We start from the raw sequence: 21795 nt of genomic DNA on the forward strand, positions 1-21795 counted from the left end.
GTAGGTAAAATTGTATTTTGAATATAGTGAAAATGAAGTCAACTATCTAAAAAGAAAAGATAAAAAATTAGCAAAAGCAATTGAAAAAATTGGCTTTATAAAAAGAGAGATAAAGCCTAATTTATTTGTTGCAATTGTGCATAGCATTATAGGTCAACAAATATCAACTAAAGCACACAAAACTTTGTGAAAAAGATTTGAAGAAAAAGTCAAAAACATTGATGCTAAAACCTTAGCATCTTTTGATCTTTTTGATTTTGATGGAATAGGAATTGCAAATAGAAAACTCACTTACATTTTAGACTTTGCTAAAAAAGTTTATAACAAAGAATTTGATATAGATGCTCTTTATTCAATGTCTGATAATGAGGCTATAAAATCACTAAGTTCTTTAAAAGGAATAGGTCAATGAACAGCTGAGATGGCAATGATTTTTTCAATGCAAAGAAAAAACATCTTAAGCTATAAAGATCTTGCAATTATTAGAGCAATAAAGATGCTTTATGGATATAAAGATGTTGATAAAATTACTTTTGAAAAACTTGAAAAAAGATATTCACCTTTTGCTAGTATAGCTAGTTTATATTTATGAGAAATAGCCTCTGGAAAATGGGATTTTTCTAATGATAAAAACACTAAAAAACAAAGCTTAAATTCAAATCATCTTTACAGTAAAAATGATGAAAAATTTGCTGTTTATAAATTTGATTTTGGATATATAAAAATAGCCCATGAAGATGAAAAAATAAAACTAATAAAAAGAGTTTTTGATCCATTAGATTTTGGAACAAAAACTGATCTTACAAACTTGGTTTATTTTCAACTTTTAGACTACTTTGATGGTAAAAAAATTGAATTTAATTTTCCTTATTTTTTGAAGGGAACTAACTTTCAAAAAAGAGTTTGAAATGAACTTTTAAAAATTCCTTATGGCAAGACAAAAACATATAAAGAAATTGCTATAGCAATAGGAGATCCAAGAGCATCAAGAGCTGTTGGAATGGCAAATAATAAAAATCCAATTTCTATATTTGTCCCTTGCCATAGAGTCGTTGGTTCAAATGGAAAATTAGTAGGTTATGCCACTGGAGTTGACATGAAAGAAATGCTTTTAAAAATTGAAAAAAAAGCTAATGAAAAATTATAATTTTTCTCCAAGTTCAATAAGCAAATCTCGAAGATGAATGGCTCTTTCATAATTCATTTTTTGAGATGCTTCAAGCATTTGTTTTTTTAGATCTAAAATCAGCTTTTCTTTTTCTTTTAATTGAGCTTTTGATTTTTTTTCATTTGATAAAAAATACTCAATTGAATGTTCAAATCCATGGCCTTCAATTGGCTCTGGAATATCTTTAATTATGGTTTGAGGAACAATTCCGTGTTCTTTGTTATATTGGATTTGAATTTGTCTTTTTTCAAAGTTATCTTCAATTGTTTCTCTCATACTTTTTGAAACAAAATCAGCATAAAAAATAACCTTACCAGAGCTATTTCTTGAAGCTCTTCCAACTATCTGAATTAAGCTTTTTGTATTTCTTAAAAATGATTCTTTGTCAGCGTCTAAAATGATAACCAAAGAAACTTCAGGAAGGTCAATACCTTCTCTAAGTAAATTAATACCAATTACTAAATCATAAACACCTTTTCTAAGCTTTCTTAGAATTTCATTACGTTCAAAAGTTTTATGATCTGAGTGAATGTATGCAACTTTTTCACCTTTTTCTTGGAAGTATCTAGTTAGCTCTTCACTAAATCTTTTTGTAGTTGTAAGAATTAGAGTTCTTTCATTTTTAGCTTTTTGTTTTTGTAATTCATCATAGATATCTTCAACTTGATTTGTCTTAGATCTTGTTTCAATAATAGGATCTAAAAGTCCAGTTGGTCTAATTATCATCTTTGTTATTTTTTGATCAGCTTTTTCAATTTCATATTCAGAAGGAGTAGCTGAGATATAGATTTTTGGGAATTTGTACTCTTCAAATTCACTAAATGTTAAAGGTCTATTATCAAGAGCCGAAGGAAGACGAAAGCCATAGTCAACAAGGTTTTGTTTTCTTGAGCGATCTCCATTAAACATAGCATTTAATTGTGGTACCATCATGTGAGATTCATCAATGAAAACAAGTGCTTCTTCAGGAAGATAATCTAAAAGAGTATAAGGCTTTTCTCCTTGCTCTCTTCCATCAATATAACGAGCGTAATTTTCAATTCCGCTACATATACCAAATTCTTCTAAAGAGTCCATATCTGATTTAACTCTTTGCTCTAAACGTTGCATTTCAAGAAGCTTATTATTTTTTTCAAAATAATCTAGTCGATCAATTAACTCTTCTTTTACTTGAAGAACAACTCTAGAGACTATATCTTTATTTGTTGAGTATGCATTAGCTGGAAAAATTAAATAGTTTTTGTGTCTTTTTTTAAGAGTTTTATTTAAAGGATCTATTGTAGCAATTGCTTCAATTTCATCTCCAAAAAATTCTACTCTAATGGCAAAATCACTAGTTCAAGCAGGGGCTATTTCAACTACATCTCCTTTTGCACTAAAACTTCCAGGAACTAGATTTACATCATTTCTTTTATAGTGTCTTTTGACAAGATCAAGAAAAAAATCTTTTCTTTTTAACTCTTGACCTACTTCTATTGAAAAAAAGTTTTTTTGATACTCTTGAGGATTAAAAGCCCCATAAATAGCAGCCACTGATGAAACAACTATTGTGTCTTTTCTAGTTAAAAGTGCATTTAAACTTGACATTCGCATAGCATCTAATTCATTATTAGTTTTGCTAGTTTTATCAATGTAAGTATCAGTTGAAGGAAGATAAGCCTCTGGACGATAAAAATCAAAATATGAAACAAAATACTCAACTCTATTTTCAGGAAAAAATTCTTTTAATTCTGAATAGAGTTGAGAAGCTAAAGTTTTGTTGTGAGAAAGCACTAAAGTTGTACGATTAAACTTTGCAATTAAATTAGCAATGGTAAAAGTTTTACCACTTCCAGTTACTCCTTGAAGAACAAGATGTTTTTTGTTTTTTTCAATATCTTCAGCTAGCTCTTGAATGGCTCTTGGTTGATCTCCTGAAGGAGAATAATTTGAATGGAGTTTAAACATAATTCAATTTATAATTTTACATTCAAAATGTTTTTAAAATTAGTAAAATTATCTTTATGTCTATGAATAAAAAAATTGCTATATTTCCAGGTTCTTTTGATCCATTTCACAACGGTCACAAACATATTTTAAACAAAGCACTTGCTCTTTTTGATTTAGTCTATTTAGTCATTACAATTAATCCAGATAAAATTACAAAAACAAGTTTTGATCAAAGGAAAACTTTGCTTGAAAACGAGATCTTAGATTTTGATAAATCTCGTGTTCAAGTTTTAGTAAATAAAGATAGCCTGACAGCTGAAATAGCCAAAAAACTAGGAGCAAAATTTATTATTCGTAGTGCTAGAAATGACATTGACTATCAATATGAATTAGTGCTAGCTGCTGGAAACAAAAAAATTAATAATGAAGTTGAAACAATTTTGATCTTTCCTGATTATGACAAAATTGAAATTAACTCAACTTTAATTCGTCATCAAAAATTTATTGAAAATCTTAAAAAATAATTTTTTAGCTTAAAAGTTATTTTTTAGTTTTTAAATCACTTCATGCTTTTTGAACTCTTTCAAGAGCATCACTTTGAGTGTAGCCTTTGTTTGCCATTTCTTTTAAAACTGCATTATCAGTGTTAAAACCTTCAGGGAAATTATCGTGGACTCAATGTCCTACATTAGTGGCTCCTTGATAGTTAGTAGCTGATTTTAAAAGTCCTTTAGGATCAAGAGCTTGTTCAACTCCGTCAGGGGCTCCATATGGGCTAATAAATTGAAACTCTTTTGAAAAGAAGTTATAACCACTTTTTGTTTTGTACAAAAATTGTAAAAACATTTTTGCAGTTTTTAACTTAGCTGGATCATTTGCAAGTGTTGTAATTGCTCATTTTTGAGCAGCTCCACGATAGACCATGGCTGTTCCATCAACTTTGTTGAAAATAGGTAAAGGAAAAATTCCTATTTCAGTAGTTGGATTAACTCTTTTAATATCGGGCTCTGTAAAAGTTCCTCCTTGTATTAGAGCACTTTGATTAGCTGCTAAAGAAGCATTACCACTATTGACATTGTTGGTTTGACTTCCATCATTTTCTGGAGTGTATCCCATTATTTCTAAGGCATTTTTCATTGCTTTAATTACCTCATCAGTAATAACTTTTGTTGAGTCATTTCAATCCTCTTTGCTAGGATTTGATAAAGTTGAAACAGCAGCTGCCATTAAGTGTGTTGAGATTGGTCAAAGTGTTCCACTATCACCTTTGGCAAAAGAATAAAAAGGCTTTGCAACTCCTTTGTCTTTAAGAAGCTGAACTACTTTTCTATAACCCGTTTCTTTAAGATCACTTGTGTAAACATGAGTTTTACCATCTTTTTCAACTAGCCCATCATAGTTAGCTGGTTTTGTAGCACTAGCATCAATTGATTTACCTTCATGGACAATAATGTCTTTTTGATTAAAAAGACTTTTATTGTAAATTACTCCATAGTATTCATAGACTTGTGGCATAAAACTTTTGTCTTTTACGCTTATTGTTCCAGGAACTTCTCCTTCATGTTCTATGATGTTTTTAGCAGAGGTGTCAATTAAACTATTGTATCTTGACTCAAAAGCTTCTCTAGGTTCACTATTAAACATTAGTAAATTTCCAACTCCTCCAGCTGCGTTAAATTTACTTGAAAGAATAGTTCCGGGATTGACACTTCCTCCATATTGTTTAAAACTTAGATTTGTTCCAAAATATTCATTAAAAGCTTTAATCAATTTATCAGATTGAAGATCAACTTCAACTTTTGTTCCAATGATTTCCATCGAATCTTTAGAGTAGCCTTCAAATTTAGTTTTTAAATTACTAAGGCTTTGATCTTGTTTAAACTCTTCTACAAGCTTTTTAACTTGTTCATCTTCTTTTGCACATGAAACAAAAGTTATAACAGGGGCTATGGTAAGTAAAGATAGAGATAAAAATCTAAAAATTTTTCTTTTCATTTTATTTTCCTTTTTGGTTTTTTTGTATTTGTTTTTTAATAGCTAAATAAGCTGTTTTAATTAGTGATTTTTTAGTATTTTTATTTTTTGATTTTTCTAATATAAGCCTTCTTAGAAAAATTTTTGAACTTGAATTTAATCAGTTTTCTAAAGCTTCAATTGTTTCGATGTTGAGCTTTGAAGTTAGAGCAATACTTGAAAAAGTATCAAAAATATGAATCCTAGATAAAATCATGAAAATTTCAATTTCTTGGTCAACTTGAAAATCATCATAAGATGATGTAATAAAACTTATTTGTTCATTACTTGGAACAATTGATGCTTTATATTGAATTTCATTACCAAGCAATTCTTTGGAAGTAATTTTGACTTTTTGTTTATTTTGATAACTATGAAAAACATTTTCATCAGTTGAAAAATCAGTTGGTCTAATACCGATTGTAATTTTTTGATTTTCTTCAAGATGATTACATTTATATTTGGGCAAATTTATCTCAAGTCCATTTTGTGAGATAAATTTTTGATTTTTGTAAATTCCTTCAATTAAGTTCATAGCAGGACTGCCAACAAATTTAGCAACAAACAAACAAGAAGGATTTGTAAAAACTTCTTTTGGTGAGCCAATTTGAAGTATAAAACCATCATTCATAACTGCTAATTTATCACTCATAGTCATAGCCTCAACTTGATCATGAGTTACATAAATTGTTCCTGAATTAATTCTTTCATGAAGCTTTCTAATTTCTTGGCGCATAGTAGCTCTTAGCTGAGCATCTAGATTTGAAAGAGGCTCATCCATTAAAAACAAGATGGGACTATTTACTATCGATCTTCCAAGGGCAACTCTTTGTCTTTGACCTCCTGAAAGCTCTGATGGTTTGTGATTTAGATAAAATTCAAGACCTAATAAATTAGCTGCTTGTTCAACTTTTTTGTTGATGATTTTTTTGATTTGATTTTTATTAAGTTTTTCTTTATCTTGTTTGAATTTTTTGATATTTGATTTAATTAATTTTCTTTTTTGTTTTAGTGACTCAACAAGATCTTTTAGTGATTCAAAATTTTTGATGATATCTTTTTTAAATTCAATTTTTGATTCTAAAAATGTGATTTTAGCAAGCAAATTATTTAGCTTATCTTTTGAGTTTTCTTGCTTTGAAATTTCTTTATATTTTTGAATTAATTTTTCTCTTTTAAGCTTATTTTTTTCAAGTTCTTTTTTATGTTTGTCAATTAAATTTGTGTTGGTGATTTTTCAATTTATTTCATTTATTTCATTTTTCAAAAAATTAAGTTTTTGTCAATATTGACCATCTTGAATTACTTTATTTTTGTCTGCATCAAGACCATAAGAAATATTTTTTCTTACACTTAAATGAGGAAAAAGTGCATAGTTTTGAAAAACCATTGTTAAGTTTCTTAAAGCAGGCTCTGAATAAGTTACATTTAGATCATTGATAAAGACTTCACCTTGATTTGGACTTTCAAGTCCTGCTATGATTCTTAGTGTTGTGCTTTTACCACATCCTGAAGGACCAAGCAATGATAAAAATTCACCTTTTTTAACTTTTAGGTTTGTTTTAAAAATAGCTTGAAATCCATTTGGATAAATTTTATTTACATTTTTCAATTCCAAAATATAGCTTTGATTTTCTTGTTGATTTTGCTCATTTACAATGTCATTTTTCATTGAAGATAAAAAGCTAGGAATAATAGTTTTTTGTTTATTTAATTGTTTCATTTATTTAATTGCTCCGTTAGTAATTCCTGAAATAATATTTTTTTGCATAACTATAAAAAAGATGACAATTGGGATTATTAAAATTGTAAGTCCTGCCATAATAGCTGTAAAGTCTGTTCCATAGGTTCCTACAAGTCCTCCTTGAAGACGAATAATAGTAGTTGTAGGTGAGTGTGAATTTGAAAGATAAACTAAATATGGAAGTAAAAAATCATTTCAAATTCAAATTGTATTAATAATTGCAACTGTTGCAATTATTGGCTTTAATAGAGGCAAAATTATTTTAAAATAAACTCTTATTGGCCTATATCCTTCAACTTTAGAAACTTCCTCTAAAGAAAGTGGGATGTTACTTAAAAATCCATGCATCATGAAAATTGAAATTGGCATTCCAAAACCTGTATACATAAAAATTAAACCAAATAAATTAAGAAATCTCATTTTTCCCATTAGATAAATTAAAGGAAGCATTATTGCTTGAAATGGAACTATCATTGTGATTAAAAACATGTAAAAAATAATTTTTGAAATTAACCTTTTTGATCGAGCTAGTTGTCATGCTGTAATTGAAGAAAAAAAGATAATTGAAATATTTGAAACTATAGTAACTAAAAGTGAAACACTAAAAGATTCAGCAAAGTTTAAAGCTTGAAAAGCTCTTTGATAGTTTGGACCTTCATATTTTGAAGGAAGAGCAAAAATGTTTTTGGTAATTAACTCTGTGATATTTTTAAATGAAGTGTTGGTCATTAAAAAATATGGAAAAAGCCACATTATACTAATCAAGGTTAAAAGTAAAATTAAACTTATTTTTAAAGCTTTTTTCTTTGAGAAATAAAACTTTATATTACTTATCATTTTTGACATTAAACTTGTACCTCGAATTTCTTAGTTATATAAACTTGAGTTACTGAAATAGCAGCTACTATAACTACAAAAATAAAGCTTTTAGCCTGAGCTATTCCAAAGCTCTCTTGATAGGCACTTACAAAAGCAGAGGCATAAATGTTATAGGCAATTAAGCCAGTTTGTCCATCACCTTTTGTAAGGGCTAAGTTTTGATCAAACATTTGAAAAGACCTTGAAACAAGTAAAAACAAAACAATTGTAATAGCTGGCATTATTGAAGGTAAAATAACACTAAAAAAATGTTTAAAAACTCCACATCCTTCAATCTTTGCACTTTCAGATAAACTCTTATTAACATTTTGTAAAGCAGCTATGTAAATAACCATAATGTATCCTGCCATTTGTCAAGTGTAGACCATGGACATTGCTAGCATTGCTTCTCATTTATTACCAAATCTTAATGAATGAGAAAAAATAGAACTAAGGGCATTGTCAAAGATTAATTGTCATAGATAACCTAGAATTAATCCACCAATCATATTAGGTAAAAAAAACACTCCTCTAAAGATGTTTGTACCAGCGATTTTTTTACTTAAAGCATAGGCAAAACCAAAGCCAAAACTATTGGTCAAAATTAAACTCAAAAGTGTAAAAACACTTGTATATCAAATTGAGTGAATAAATCTAGGATCGGTAATTGCAATTTTGTAATTATTGAAACCAATTCATTTTCCCTCGAAAATTAATTGCTCTTTAAACCAATCAGTAAAAGAGAGTAAAAATCCTAAAATAATTGGAATTATCAAAACAATAGAAAAAATTATTATTGCTGGTAAAACCATTACTCAAAAAGTTTTTCTGCTATACATACTAGCTCTTTCTTATTAAAATCAAAGCTTGTCATGGAAGTAATTTTGAACTTTGATAAGTTGGATAATTATTTAAAAATACTTCATAATTTTTTAAATTTAAATTATTGTCAATTAACTTTTGAGATCAGTTAATTACAAAGACAAGTTCCTGAAAATCATCTTTTCTTTTGTATGCAAAAATGTTAGGATCTTCATCGGCAATTAATTCAAAATCACCTTGAATAATTGTTGATCTTATTTTTGGATTATTTCTAAGATCAATAACTTTTTTATATCAACTTAAAACTGAATTTTCTTGATCAATTTGATCTTCAACATTTATTGTTTTAAAGCTTTTGTTATATGGAAGTCAAGACTTGCCTGAGTCATTAAAGCCTCCTTTTGAATTTCAAGGAATTGGAGTTCTTGCATTGTCTCTTGAAAAGATGGAACTAAGCTTCATAAAATCATTATGAGTCATTATTTTTTGCTTAAGAACATGATACTCATAAGTTCTAAGATCATTGACATCATTGATTTTAGAAATGTCATTTGTATGATCTGAATTATCCATTCCTATTTCTTCACCTTGATAGATAAAAGGAGTGCCTTTTAGTCCATGTAATGTAAGGGCAAAAGCTTTGGCTTTTTGATCAAGAAAATCAACTTGATCATGTAAAAATCTTGAAATAGCTCTTGGTTGATCATGGTTATTAAAATAAAGACTATTTCAACCATTGCTTACATCTTTTTGTCATTGTGCGATGATTTTTTTGAACTTAATAAAATCAAAGCCTTTTCATGTTTTTTTACCATCGACATATTCAAATTCACTAATCATATGATCAAAATTAAAAGTTAAACTATAAGCTTTGTTTTCTAAGTTTGTATTTTCATTTACATCTTTGGAATTCATCGCCCATGATTCAGAAACACTCATAATTTCATTATCATCTTTTCATGTTTTTTGACGAAGCTCTTTAAACTTTTCTATAACAAATTTTTTGTCATGTTCATAGAAGTTTTCTCTTGTAAAAAGATCAGTGGGCTTACCTATTTCATCAAAGGCATCAAAACGAAAACCATCTACTCCTTTATCTAATCAAAAGTTAATTATTTCAACAAATTCATCAACTACATCTTGATTAAATCAATTTAGACATGGTTGCTCTTTTGCAAAAACATGAGCATAGTAATAACCATTTGAAGTCTTTGTTCAAAAAGATCCACCAAAAACAGAATCTCTATTTAATTTGTATGTTTTTGTAAAATAATAATATTTTAAATATTTTGGATTTCCTTTAAGAGCTTGTTTAAATCAAGGGTGTTCACTTGATGTGTGATTTAATGGAAAATCTCAAATTATTTTGATATTTTTACTATGAGCTTTTTCAATTAAATTTTCAAAATCACTCATAGTCCCAAACAAAGGATCAATGTCTTTGTAATCTGAGACATCATAGCCATTGTCTACCATTGGTGATTTTGCTATTGGGTTAATTCATATTGCTTTTATACCTAATCAATGAAGATAATCTAGCTTAGAAATTAATCCATTAATGTCACCATTTCCATCATTGTTTGAATCTTTAAATGAACGCACATAAACTTGATAAATCGAGCCTGTTCTTCATCATAATTCTTTATTTTTCAATTCTCACCTACTTTCTTTTTTTTGATAACTTTATTAAATTACTAAAATGATTTTAATAAGCTTTTAAAGTGCTTGAAATTTAGGTTTTAATTTAATAAAATTACCATATAAAAAATTATAAAACGGAAGATTAAAGGGCTTTTAAAGTGAAAATAAACATGAAAAAAAGAGCTTATTTTTGATTATGTATGTTTTTTTTTTTTTTTTTTTTTTTTTTTTTTTGATAGAATTATTTCTAAGCAAGAAAAATGAGATAAATTTTTATTTAATTTAATTGGATGCATCAATCAATGGATTGATGCATTTTTATTAACTTTTATTTACATAAAATTTATGTTTTAGAAAGATTAAAAAAATCTAGTAAAATTTTTGACAAATCTTAAAAAAGACATTAAAAAAATCTAGTAATTTTTTGCATATGATAAAGCCATGCTTTTTTAAAAAAGTTAGTGATTTTTTAAAATAAAATAAAAACAAAAAAGATTTAAAAAAAATTATTTGTTTTATAATTGAAAGAGTTGCCCGAGTGGTGAAATGGCAGACACAGTTGACTCAAAATCAACCGCTTCACGGCGTGCTGGTTCAAGTCCAGTCTCGGGCACCATATCAATAAAATTGACCATTAAAAAAAGCCGACTAATTTTTTCAAGTTATGAAATTTAGTTGGCTTTTTATTTTTCTAAAATTAGCTAATTTTATTTAGCTTCATCAGAGGAGTTATTTAAATTTTGATCAGGTAAAATGTCGATTGTTATAGATTGTAGATCTTGACTTTGATCATTTGATTCAACCATAGCAATGCTTTGTTCAAGTTGAATTAAATTTTTAACTATTTTAGACTTTAAATCTTGAGGAAGAGTTTTGAAATATTCTCTTTCACTTTCAGGAATTTTATCAATGAATTCTTGAGTGTAGCCTTCAATCATAACTTCTTCCATTTGATCTTGTCTATAAGCACTTGGATTATTAAAGAGTTGCACACTTGATTGAAGAGCTATTTCCACTATTAATCTTTCAAATTTTTTAGATCCTTTTTGAGTATAAACTTGATAAGGATTTTTTTGTGCATATTGAACCATATTTGAATTTGATCTTAGTTTGTCCATTGAGTTAATGTGGTTTTGTCAGTAACTATCAATTGTAGAAATTAAAATTGATCTTTCATGGTATAAAATTGAATCTTCACCAAAGCTATCTATTAATCTTTGTCTTACAATCATGTATTGTTCCATCAAGTTTTGGAAAATATATTCAGCTAGATCTTTTTCATGCAAGTGACTAAGCTTTGACTCTTCAAATTTAAAATCAAAAGGTTTAAGTCATTGATCATTAATATACTCAGTTAGTTTTGTATAATCAAAACCACCATTTTTTAAAAGAAACATACTATTTTTTAAAACATCATCAACGCTTCTAAAAACCATTCTTTCAATTACAAAAAATAGATCTTCACTAACTAAAATAAGATCTCTTTGAGAATACATTAATTCTCTTTGTTGTCTAATAACATCATCATAGTTTAAAACGGTTTTTCTACTATCATAGTTAAAACCTTCAATCTTTTTCTGAGCATTACTAAAGTGTCTTTTTAATTGTTTAGAATTAAGTGCTTCTTCACTTTTTGGAAAGATCTCTTTTAATTTATCAGCTCCTGCAAATCTTAAAATAAGTTGATCATCAAGAGAGAGGAAAAATTTAGAATAACCAATGTCACCTTGACGTCCTGAACGACCTCGAAGTTGATTGTCAATTCTTCTACTTTCGGATTTGTCAGTTCCTAAAACATATAAACCACCAACTGCAAGGGCTTCTTTTGAAGGTTTAATATCAGTTCCACGTCCTGCCATGTTTGTTGCTATGGTAATAGCATTTAGTTGACCAGCTTGAGAGATAATGTTTGCTTCTTGTTCATTTTGTTTTGCATTAAGAACAGTATGGACAATTCCATTTTGATCAAAAAGCTGGTGAAGTTGTTCAGATTGCTCAATTTGGCTTGTTCCAATTAGAATTGGTTGACCTGTTTTTGAAACTTGTTTTACTTCTTTTAAGATAGCATTTAATTTTTGACGAGTACCTCAATAAATTGAATCTTCATCATCAACTCTAATGTTTGGTAAGTTGGTTGGAATGGGATTAACTCTCATGTTATAAATGTCAATAAATTCTTGCTCTTCAGTTTTGGCAGTTCCGGTCATACCTGAGAGTTTTTTGAACATCCTAAAAAAGTTTTGGTAAGTAATTGTTGCAAGTGTTTTAGTTTCACTTTCAATTTCTAAAAACTCTTTTGCTTGAATAGCTTGCTGAAGACCCTCTGAATAAGCTCTTCCTTCCATGATTCTTCCGGTAAAAGCATCAATTAATTCAATCTTTTCATCTTTGACAATATATTCAACATCTTTTTTCATGATGAAATTAGCTCTAAGAGCATTTTGGATTCTATGAACTAATTCAGAGTTTTTAATGTCATAGAGATTTGAAAGAGTAAAAAATTTATTGGCTTTGTCAATTCCAGAGTCAACTAGCTTTATGGTTTTAGACTCTTCATCAATTTCATAGTCACCTGGCTGAAGAGTTCTTGCAAATTGATTGGCAACTTCATACATATATGAAGAAGAACTCTCTCCTCCAGAGATAATTAAAGGAGTTCTAGCCTCATCAATTAAAATTGAATCAACCTCATCAAGCAAAATGTAATTTAGACCTCTTTGAACTTTATCATTAATGTTTGTAACCATATTATCTCTAAGATAGTCAAAACCTAGCTCCGAGTGAATTGAATAGGTGATATCACACTGATAAATTTGTTTTTTTTCCTCAGGGCTCATTGAAGGTTTATTAACACCTACTGTCATTTTCAAAAAACTAAAAACCTCACCCATCTCCGCTGCATCACGCTCTGCTAAATACTCATTAACAGTAGAGACAATTACTCCCTTTTTTTCCAAAGCATTTAAATAAACTGGAGCTATTGAAGTAATGGTTTTTCCCTCTCCAGTTCTCATCTCTGCAACTGAACCTAAATCCAAAATAATTCCACCAAGCATTTGAACATCATAAGGACGCTTTTTCAAAACCCTTTTTGTAGCCTCTCGAGAAACTGCAAAAACTTCAGGACGAATGTGTTCAAGAGTTTCTCCCTCTTGAATTCTTCTTACAAATTCATCAGTTTTGTTTTGAAGCTCTTCATCAGTTAAATTTACTACAGAAGGCTCAAGGTCATTAATTTGTTGGAGAGTTTTTTCAGCAATTTTCATTTCAGTTGATTTAAAAAATGGTATTTCTTTTAGTTTTTTGATCATATCTTTTACTATTTTACAAAATATCCCATAAAAAGGCCTTAAATAATTAAGGCAAAACTAGCTTTAAAACTTAAAAACAACTATTTTTTAGAATATAGAAAAACTTTTAATTTCATATTTTAAAAAATAAATATAATGTAAAAGATAACTATGGAAAAATCAATGTATAACTCGCTAAAAAGTATTTTAGATAAATATCAAGAGTTAAATCAAGAACTTTTAAAACCAGAGGTTCTTTCAGATATAAAACTATATAAAAAGTTTTCTAGAGAATTAAACTCAATAAAATCAATTTCAGAAGAGTTTAGTAAATATTTGAATTATGAAAAAACTATTGAAAGTTCAAAAATAATTTTAGCCCAAGAAAAAGACGAAGAATTAATATCACTTGCCAAAAAAGAAATCTTAGAGTGTGAGGAAAAAATGAGCTCATTAGTTGAGGAGCTTAAAATTTTACTTTTACCAAAAGATAAAAATGATGAACTTGATGTAATCATGGAAATTAGAGGAGCAGCTGGAGGAGATGAGGCCAATATTTTTGCTGGTGATCTTTTCGAGATGTATTCAAAATGAGCTAATAATAACAACATGAAAGTTAGTGTTTTAGATAGAAACTATGCAACTACTGGAGGATTTACATTAATAGTTTTTACAATTAGTGGTGAAAAAGCTTATTCAAAATTGAAATTTGAATCAGGTGTTCATAGAGTTCAAAGAATACCAGTAACTGAATCTAAAGGAAGAGTTCACACCTCAACAGCAACTGTTACAGCTATGCCAGAAATTGATGATGACATTGAAGTAGAAATTAATCCAAGTGATCTCAAAATTGATACTTTTAGATCATCAGGAGCAGGTGGTCAATCAGTTAATACAACAGATTCAGCTGTTAGAATTACTCACATACCAACTGGAATCATTTCATCATCTCAAGAAGGAAGAAGTCAAATTTCAAATAGAGAACTTGCTCTAAAAATTTTAAAAGCAAAACTTTATGATCATGAAAATCAAAAAAAACTTGAAAAAGTTGGTCAGTATCGTAAATTAGCTGGCTCAGGAGCTAGAAGCGAAAAAATCAGAACTTATAACTATCCTCAAGATCGAGTAACTGATCATCGAATTAATTTTTCGTCTTCATTAAAACAAATCATGGAAGGAAAACTTCAAATCATAATTGACTCACTTTTAGCAGAAGAGCAAGCTGAGAAAATAAAAGAAGTTGGAATTTAATGGCTAGCATTGATGATTTGATTTTAGAAAAAAGACGCTACAACTTAAATAATAAAATTAGTCAAAAAGAAAAAAGACTTTTAAAGAAAAATATGCCAGTTCAAAAAATCATTGGTTACATTGAAATGGCTAATGTAAAAATTGATATTTGCCACAAGGTTTTAATACCAAGATATGAAACAGAAGAGCTCATTTTTTTGGTAAAAGATTTTTTAAAAGATGACATGAAAGTTTTGGATCTTTGTGCGGGTTCAGGCTTTATTGGAATAGCCCTTTCTAAGATGAAAAAAATTGATCTAACTTTAAGTGATATTTCACTTGAGGCAATTAAACAAATTGAAAAAAATGTAAAAATAAATAATGTAAAAAATTACAAAATAATTCAAAGTGATTTATTTGAAAATATCCAAGGAGATTTTGACATAATTGTCTCAAATCCTCCTTATCTTTCTTATGAGCAAAAAATAGATAAATCAGTAAAATTTTTTGAACCTTTAAAGGCTTTATATGCTCCAAAAAATGGTTGATATTTTTACGAAAAAATCATAGAAAAAGCATCATCATTTTTAAAAAAAGATGGAATGCTTTTTTTTGAAATAAATCCTTTGCACAAAGAGCTTTTTTTAGAAAAAAATTTTAAAGTTATAAAAGACATTAATGGAAAAAATCGCTTTGCATTTAAAAAATTTTAATTTATTGGTAAAATAATAATCATTATTATTGAATTTAAAAATGTACACTTAAAATACAAAGATGCTGTTCAGAATATTTTGATGGGAATTAACTTAGTTATCCCTGATAAATCACATATTGCAATTGTTGGTGATGAATTTTCTGGAAAAACAGCAATTTTAAAATCCTTAGCTTTCGCCCTTGATATTACTTATGGCGAAATTTTGTTTAATGGCAAAGACATTATGAAAATGAACAAAAAAGAGAAAAAAAATTATCTCTTGCAAATGGGTTTTATAAGTACTTATCCTGCTTTAATTCAAGATATTAGTCCTTATGAAAATTTAAAAAATTATTTAAGAGGATATAAAAGTAAATTCCATAGTTTTTTTGGACTTTTATCCAAAAAACAAGAGCAACAAATCATTGATGCTTTTACTGAATTGGATATTTTAAAATACAGTTTTGCCAAAACAGAAACTCTCTCTCCTACATCACAAAAAAGAGTTGAAATTGCTAAGTTTTTGGTATCAGATATTAAGATTATTTTAGCTGATGATCCAACAAATTATTTGGATAATAGATACTCAGAGAAAATAGTTGAAATTATTATTAAAGAAGCCAAAAAACAAGGGGCAACTTTACTTTTTGTCTCTCATGATATGAAGCTTGTTAAAAAGTATTTTAAAAATGTTTACAAAATTGATCAACAAAGTAAAACTGTTGAATTAAAAATAAAACCTAAGACCTAAATATGAAAAAAAGAAACTTACTATTTTTCTGATATGAAAAAGATAATCAAATAAGTATTAAAAAAATTTTGCCTTTTTGAAAATATACATTTTTGTTAATCTTATTTGTTTTTTTAGCTTATGCAATTTGATATAACGCTTTATTTGTTGAAGAGGTAAATGTTTTTAACTTTTTTTCTAATTTAACGAAGCTATTTTTATTACAAAATACTAACTCAAAATCTAATTCACTTTTTGTTGATAGTTTTAGAAATTTGAGCATTGTTTTTATATATTGTATTAGCGGAACAACTATTGGTTTTTTCCTTGGTTTTTGAAGTGCTTTTTTTACAACAAATAGTTGAAATAAAAAATGACTTTCAAAAATAATGAATATTTTTTTTATCATTTTGAGATCACTTCCTTTTATCTTTTTTGCTCATTTTTTTACAATCAACTTTGATGGTTTTTTAGCAACACTAATTTTTGTAACTTGAGTTAGTTTTATTCAGTTTCATAAAACTTTAGCTTATGAGTTTGATTCAATGAATTTGACTATTTATAACAACTTTAAAAAGAATAATGAATCAAAAATTTTTCTTTTAAGAAAAGGAGTAATTCCTTTATTAAGAACTAGCTTTTTTAAAATATTTTTACAAAGACTTGATTCAAATATTAGATTTACAGGTTTTCTAGCTAGCTTTTCAATTATTCATATTACAACTTTAATTTCACAAGATATAAAACTTAATAAATTTGAATCAATTGGAATACCCTTTTTTATCTTTTTAATTTCAATGATTTTATTTGATCGTTTAATAGTTAATTTAATTAGAAAAATGAGATATGACTCAAAGGGAGTAACTTGAGAAAATATCAATAAAACTTTACTTAAAATTAAGCTTATTCAAAAATCAATTATGCTAGTTTCACTTTTAATTACTTTTATATCTTTGATTTATGTTTTTAGTGATTTAAATTCCACATTTATAGGTAGCGATGAAAAAATTTTTAATATCTTTAAAACTGAAACAGATAAGTTTTTTCTTAACTTTAATTTTGTAACTTTGTTTCAAATTTTTTCACAAATTTACATTATTTTATTTTTCTCCATTTTTCTTGGATTAATTTTTGGTATTTTACAAAACAGAACAATTTTTAAACAAAGAAAATTTGTTTTTATTACCAAGACTTTAATATATTTTGTCAAAATCATGCCAACAATTTTGATGTTTTATTTATGACTGGCAGCATTTCCAAAAAATCCAATTGCAGCTACAACAGTTGCTATGATTTTGATTTCAACTTCAACAATTGCAGCTTTTGTAAATTCATCAATTTATAAAATCAAAAAAAATCTTTGAGAAGAAATTGACTTAAAAGTTTCATATAATTTATTTTTAAAAATAAGCAAAATTATTGTTCCTCATATTTGAAAAGATTTAAAAGTTTCTATTACATGACTTGTTGAAGATATTGCTCAAGCAATTATCATTTTAGGTTTTTTTAGATATGTAAGTTTAACAGAACTAAGTGCTCCTGGAAATGTTTACTTAGACGTAAAAAATGGAGATTCAATTTTTATTTTAGTTATTCCTTTTTGAATATTTAATTTTGTTTTATTTAGCTTTGCACATTTAATTAGAATTAAACAAAACAGTCTAAGATCTAAAAGTATTTTTGATAAAATGTGACTTAAAATAGTTACTGTAAATAAAGTAAAAAAATAAATAAAAAAAATTACAAAAGGAATAAAATAAATAAACATGAATGAAAACGAAAAAAGCAGTCGGTTTTTTTGAAGAAAAAAAAATACATTTATTTCTGGTGAGCAATTTCTAAACTGAAAAATTGAAAAACTTCCTTGATATCAAATTCTCTTTCTATATAAAAAGAAAAGCATACTTCAAATTTTTATTGGAGCACTTATTTTTAACTTTGCGATTGTGCTCTTTTTATCAAGAGCAGCTACTATTCCTTCAGGAGTAACCGGTATACCTACAACACTAATGTTGATTTATCCATTTTTAGCAAAGTATTTTTCACTTTTTTATTTTGGTCTAAATTTACCTTTAATCATTTTTTATTTTAAAAAAGTCAAAAAATCCTTTATGTTATTAACCATAGTGTTTATGTTATTTAACTTTGTCATAAACTCTATAATCAACATTGATTTAATAAATAACTTTTTGAAAAAATATATTGACTTAGCAGATGGTTGAACTATTGAAAAATTAACAAATGAAAAAACATCAACAGTCATTAATAACGCTGAAGTTCAATTCACTAAATCATATGCTACTTGACCAATTATTATCTACTCAATCATAGGTTCAATTTTTATGGGTGTTTCAAATGCCTTTATTTGAAGAGCAGGTGGTTCAAGTGGCGGAACTGATATTGTTGTTTATTATGTTTCAATCAAAAAGAAAAAAAGCATAGGAAATATAACTTTAATATTTGCAATAGCAACGTCATCTATTTATACAATAATTTACATACCTCTTGTTAAACCAAAGTATTATGTAATGCAAATGATTGGAAGCTTTTCTTACATTGTAATTGTTTCATTAGTTGTTAATATTTTGTATCCTAAATATAAAAAAGTTAAACTTTCAATATCAACTACAAACCTTGCAAAAATACAAGAGTACTTCAAAGAAGTTAAATACTGACATCCTTACAAAATAATTGTTGGAATAAGTGGTTATACAGGTAGAAAGATTTACAAAATAGAAACTGTTGTTTTATTTATAGAATCAAAAATTCTGGTTAATGATATTAAACACTACGAGCCTCATGCGTGAATAGAACAAGTTGGACCAGTTAATGTATTTGGACGATTTAACACCAATATGGTTGACTAAAAAAAGAGCACTAGTAAAGTTGCTCTTTTTTTAATATTGCTTAATTTTTGTTTTGACTTTAGAGTGCTTGTTTTAGAAATTTGCAACACAAAAAACAATCATTTGATTTTTTAAAAACATATTAAAAAATCAAATAAAAAACAAAAGAGCTTTTGTAATGTGTGCTCTTTTGTTTGAATGTTTTTAATTATGATTAAGCTTTGTTTGTAGAACCAAATTCATCCATTTTGTTTGCAACAGTTTGCATCATGGCTTTAGTTCCATTTGCATAAAGTTTTCTTGGATCAAAGTTTTTACCTTTTTTAACTTCTCCAGAAAGAACAAACTCACAAATTGCATCTGAATTAGCTATTTGTAATTCAGTGTTTACATTAATTTTGGATATTCCCAAAGATATTGCTTTTTTAACTTGTTCACTTGGAATTCCACTTCCACCATGAAGAACAATTCCTATTCCTGTAGCTTGAGCTATTTCATTTAGCTTATCAAAATTTAGAGATTTTCATGAACTTGGATATGGACCATGAATATTTCCAATTCCAGCTGCTAGAAAATCTATTCCAAGAGCTGTAATTTTTTTAGCCTCTTCTACATTTGCAAGCTCTCCATCACCTACAACTCCATCTTCTTCTCCACCAAGGGTTCCAACTTCAGCTTCCACTGAAACATTATGTTTTTTGGCAGCTTCAATAACTTTTTTTGTGTTTTCATAATTTTGCTTAAATGGAACATGTGAGCCATCATACATTACTGAAGTATAACCAAGCTCAATAGCTTTTAAAGCCCCTTCAAATGAACCATGATCAAGATGAAGAGCCACTGGCACTGTAATATTTAAATCTTTAACTAAAGCTTTTACTAAAGAAACAACAGTTAACATTCCTCCCATGTATTTTATTGCCCCTTCACTTGTTGCCAAGATGATAGGTGAGTTTTTTTCTTGAGCAGTTAGTAAAGCTGCTTTAGTTCACTCCAAATTGTTTATGTTAATGTGTGGTACAGCATATTTTTCTTTTTTTGCTTTTTGTACCATTTCTCTAGCATTTGTTAGCATTATTTCTCCTAAAAAAATCTATAATAAAAGTAATTTGTTTTTAATTATAGATTAAATCTATTATTTATATAATTTAAAATAATTTTTTGTGTTTTAGGGGAAAAATGAAACAAAGAAAACAAATAATTTTTGCAAGCTCTCAGCCAAAGTGATTTCATCTAATGTATGCTTTAAAAGATTTAATTGAAATTTATAATAATGACTATAAAAATGATGAAGATTTTTTACCAGTTAAACTAATGAGCCATGAGCAAACATTGGCTAAATCAGAGCATCAATTAGCTTTGGAGACAATTGATAAAATAGAGCAAAATAATCCTGAAAGTCCAAATATAATTTTGTCAGATAAATATGGAGCACTTTTTTTAAAAAGAAAAAATAAAATACTTGATATAAATAGTGATTTAAAAGAGTTAATAAATCAAGAAATTTTAGACTTTCACAATAGTGAATTTTGCCAAGATTATCAAAACAAAAAAGTTTATGATTTGCCTTTTAATATAACTAATTTAGACACTATTATTTTTAATTTAAATATTATGAATAGACTTTTTGAATTAATAAAAGAAGGTGGAGGATTTGTTGATGAACAATCTAGTATTTTTGTTAAATCTAAAAATTCTATTGACAAAGAAAATTCCCTTGCTAAAAAAAGTTTTTTTAATTTAATAAAAGTAAAAGATAAAGACATTTTTAAAGGTTGAAAAGTTGATGATTCAACCTTTAGATCTATTGAAAATGCCCTTGAATTTTCATCTAAATTTTGAGATGGTGTTTTTGTTGATTCTGACTTAGTTGATCAAAGCACATTAAATGCAACTATTTTTTCAATGGATTATCACTTACAACTATTTTTAAAATCCTTTGATAACTATGAGCAAAATTTGTCTAATTATCAAGATATTAAACTATGAAATTTATCAAAAACAAAAGATGAAATCATCTTTAATTTTAAAGATCCACAAGTTAAGTTATCACTAGAAAAAATTTACAATACATACAAACAAAATTTAAGAAATGTTGAAATTAAAAATAAAAATTTTAGTTCAATAAAATACTTAGGTTTTGATGATGGATGAACAAATACAATTATTAGATCTTATCAATGTGCTTTTGCTTTTGGTCCTTCAGTTGGTAAGAGAAATCTTTCATGAAAAAAAGAAGAAAACTTAGCTTTAAAAAAAGATGTTTTACATGAAAGACAAGTTCGTTTTTTCTCGGATAAAAACAAAGAAAAAACAACTTATTTTAAAGGCGGATCATCTTTGGTTTTAATTGATACAAATCAAAGAGAAAATAGAGCAACTTTAAAATTTGTCAATTGACTCTACAATGGAAAAATTGAAAGTTTGAATATGAATGTAAGTGATTTTATAATTGAAAATTCTGGATATTTTTTACCCTTAAAAACAATAATAAATAAACAATTTTTAAAAGAGCTTGAACAAAAATTAAAAGATAAAAAAATACTAATAGAAAAAACAAGTGATGAAAAATTAAAAGATAAACTTTTTATCCAAGCAAACTATTTAGAATCATCAATTCTTTCACTAGCTGATTTGCTTGATTATTTAAACTTAGAAAAATCTAAAATTGACATTTTATACTACCCGGCAAATCAAAAAACTTTTGAGGTAATTTCATACATTAAAAATGCCCTTGAAAAGTGAAGTAAAAACATTGAAAAAAGCCAAGATGAGAGCTTTGAAAAATTCTATGAACATTTATTAAAATTGACAAATTAATGTTCATTTT

16 protein-coding genes and 1 tRNA gene are annotated in these 21795 nt (G+C 27.2%); 9 read left to right on the top strand and 8 right to left on the bottom strand.

What is annotated here, in order from left to right; all coding sequences use genetic code 4:
• Positions 1–10: 10 nt before the first annotated feature.
• Positions 11–1147 carry a methylated-DNA--[protein]-cysteine S-methyltransferase gene (locus EXC36_RS03995; protein WP_010924899.1) on the top strand — a complete coding sequence of 379 codons (1137 nt, stop codon included), beginning with the start codon at positions 11–13 and terminating at the stop codon, positions 1145–1147.
• On the opposite strand, the gene uvrB is transcribed toward EXC36_RS03995, so the two are convergent.
• Positions 1142–3115, bottom strand: coding sequence for an excinuclease ABC subunit UvrB (gene uvrB, locus EXC36_RS00340; protein WP_010924900.1), 1974 nt, complete (start codon positions 3113–3115; stop codon positions 1142–1144). The genes EXC36_RS03995 and uvrB overlap by 6 nt on opposite strands.
• Positions 3116–3171: 56 nt before the next feature.
• Between uvrB and coaD the strand changes: the two genes are divergently transcribed.
• Positions 3172–3621, top strand: coding sequence for a pantetheine-phosphate adenylyltransferase (gene coaD / locus EXC36_RS00345; protein ID WP_010924901.1), 450 nt, complete (start codon positions 3172–3174; stop codon positions 3619–3621).
• Between the two features lie 16 nt (positions 3622–3637).
• On the opposite strand, the gene EXC36_RS00350 is transcribed toward coaD, so the two are convergent.
• The 5 genes from EXC36_RS00350 to EXC36_RS00370 form a co-directional block, all read right to left on the bottom strand.
• Positions 3638–5092, bottom strand: coding sequence for an ABC transporter substrate-binding protein (locus EXC36_RS00350; RefSeq protein ID WP_129689970.1), 1455 nt, complete (start codon positions 5090–5092; stop codon positions 3638–3640).
• A gap of 1 nt (position 5093) precedes the next feature.
• Complete coding sequence (locus EXC36_RS00355) at positions 5094–6833, bottom strand: ABC transporter ATP-binding protein (protein ID WP_197722591.1); 1740 nt, start codon at positions 6831–6833, stop codon at positions 5094–5096.
• A complete protein-coding gene (locus EXC36_RS00360; RefSeq protein ID WP_223212137.1) occupies positions 6834–7583 on the bottom strand; it encodes a carbohydrate ABC transporter permease in 750 nt (249 codons plus the stop codon). It abuts the gene before it with no gap.
• A gap of 116 nt (positions 7584–7699) precedes the next feature.
• Positions 7700–8551: a carbohydrate ABC transporter permease gene (locus EXC36_RS00365; RefSeq protein WP_010924905.1), complete on the bottom strand. Its 852-nt coding sequence runs from the start codon at positions 8549–8551 to the stop codon at positions 7700–7702.
• A gap of 1 nt (position 8552) precedes the next feature.
• The gene (locus EXC36_RS00370; protein ID WP_010924907.1) at positions 8553–10187 is read right to left on the bottom strand and encodes a glycoside hydrolase family 13 protein; all 1635 of its coding nucleotides are present in this window, start codon (positions 10185–10187) and stop codon (positions 8553–8555) included.
• Between the two features lie 520 nt (positions 10188–10707).
• Here EXC36_RS00370 and EXC36_RS00375 point away from each other — a divergent pair.
• A tRNA-Leu gene (locus tag EXC36_RS00375) sits at positions 10708–10791 on the top strand.
• 91 nt (positions 10792–10882) lie between these two features.
• On the opposite strand, the gene secA is transcribed toward EXC36_RS00375, so the two are convergent.
• On the bottom strand, positions 10883–13486 hold the full coding sequence (gene secA, locus EXC36_RS00380) for a preprotein translocase subunit SecA (protein WP_129689974.1): 2604 nt from the start codon (positions 13484–13486) through the stop codon (positions 10883–10885).
• A 150-nt stretch (positions 13487–13636) separates the two neighbouring features.
• Here secA and prfA point away from each other — a divergent pair, with 150 nt between their 5' ends.
• The 5 genes from prfA to EXC36_RS00405 all read left to right on the top strand — a co-directional run bounded on the left by prfA (position 13637) and on the right by EXC36_RS00405 (position 18986).
• Positions 13637–14716, top strand: coding sequence for a peptide chain release factor 1 (gene prfA / locus EXC36_RS00385; RefSeq protein ID WP_129689976.1), 1080 nt, complete (start codon positions 13637–13639; stop codon positions 14714–14716).
• On the top strand, positions 14716–15408 hold the full coding sequence (gene prmC / locus EXC36_RS00390; protein WP_010924910.1) for a peptide chain release factor N(5)-glutamine methyltransferase: 693 nt from the start codon (positions 14716–14718) through the stop codon (positions 15406–15408). The genes prfA and prmC overlap by 1 nt, the downstream gene beginning before the upstream one ends.
• 81 nt (positions 15409–15489) lie before the next feature.
• Positions 15490–16140 (top strand): ATP-binding cassette domain-containing protein, encoded by a 651-nt coding sequence (locus tag EXC36_RS00395; protein ID WP_129689978.1) that lies wholly within the window; start codon positions 15490–15492, stop codon positions 16138–16140.
• A 2-nt stretch (positions 16141–16142) separates the two neighbouring features.
• A complete protein-coding gene (locus EXC36_RS00400) occupies positions 16143–17849 on the top strand; it encodes an ABC transporter permease (protein ID WP_010924912.1) in 1707 nt (568 codons plus the stop codon).
• Positions 17850–17885: 36 nt separating this feature from the next.
• The gene (locus tag EXC36_RS00405; RefSeq protein WP_129689980.1) at positions 17886–18986 is read left to right on the top strand and encodes a YitT family protein; all 1101 of its coding nucleotides are present in this window, start codon (positions 17886–17888) and stop codon (positions 18984–18986) included.
• A gap of 193 nt (positions 18987–19179) precedes the next feature.
• On the opposite strand, the gene fba is transcribed toward EXC36_RS00405, so the two are convergent.
• Entirely contained in the window at positions 19180–20043 is an 864-nt protein-coding gene (gene fba / locus EXC36_RS00410) for a class II fructose-1,6-bisphosphate aldolase (protein WP_041363916.1), read from the bottom strand.
• 101 nt (positions 20044–20144) lie between these two features.
• Here fba and EXC36_RS00415 point away from each other — a divergent pair, with 101 nt between their 5' ends.
• On the top strand, positions 20145–21785 hold the full coding sequence (locus EXC36_RS00415; protein ID WP_129689982.1) for a P68 family surface lipoprotein: 1641 nt from the start codon (positions 20145–20147) through the stop codon (positions 21783–21785).
• Positions 21786–21795: the final 10 nt, after the last annotated feature.

It is taken from the genome of Mycoplasmopsis pulmonis, assembly GCF_900660575.1.
Taxonomy (GTDB): domain Bacteria; phylum Bacillota_I; class Bacilli_A; order Mycoplasmatales; family Metamycoplasmataceae; genus Mycoplasmopsis_B; species Mycoplasmopsis_B pulmonis.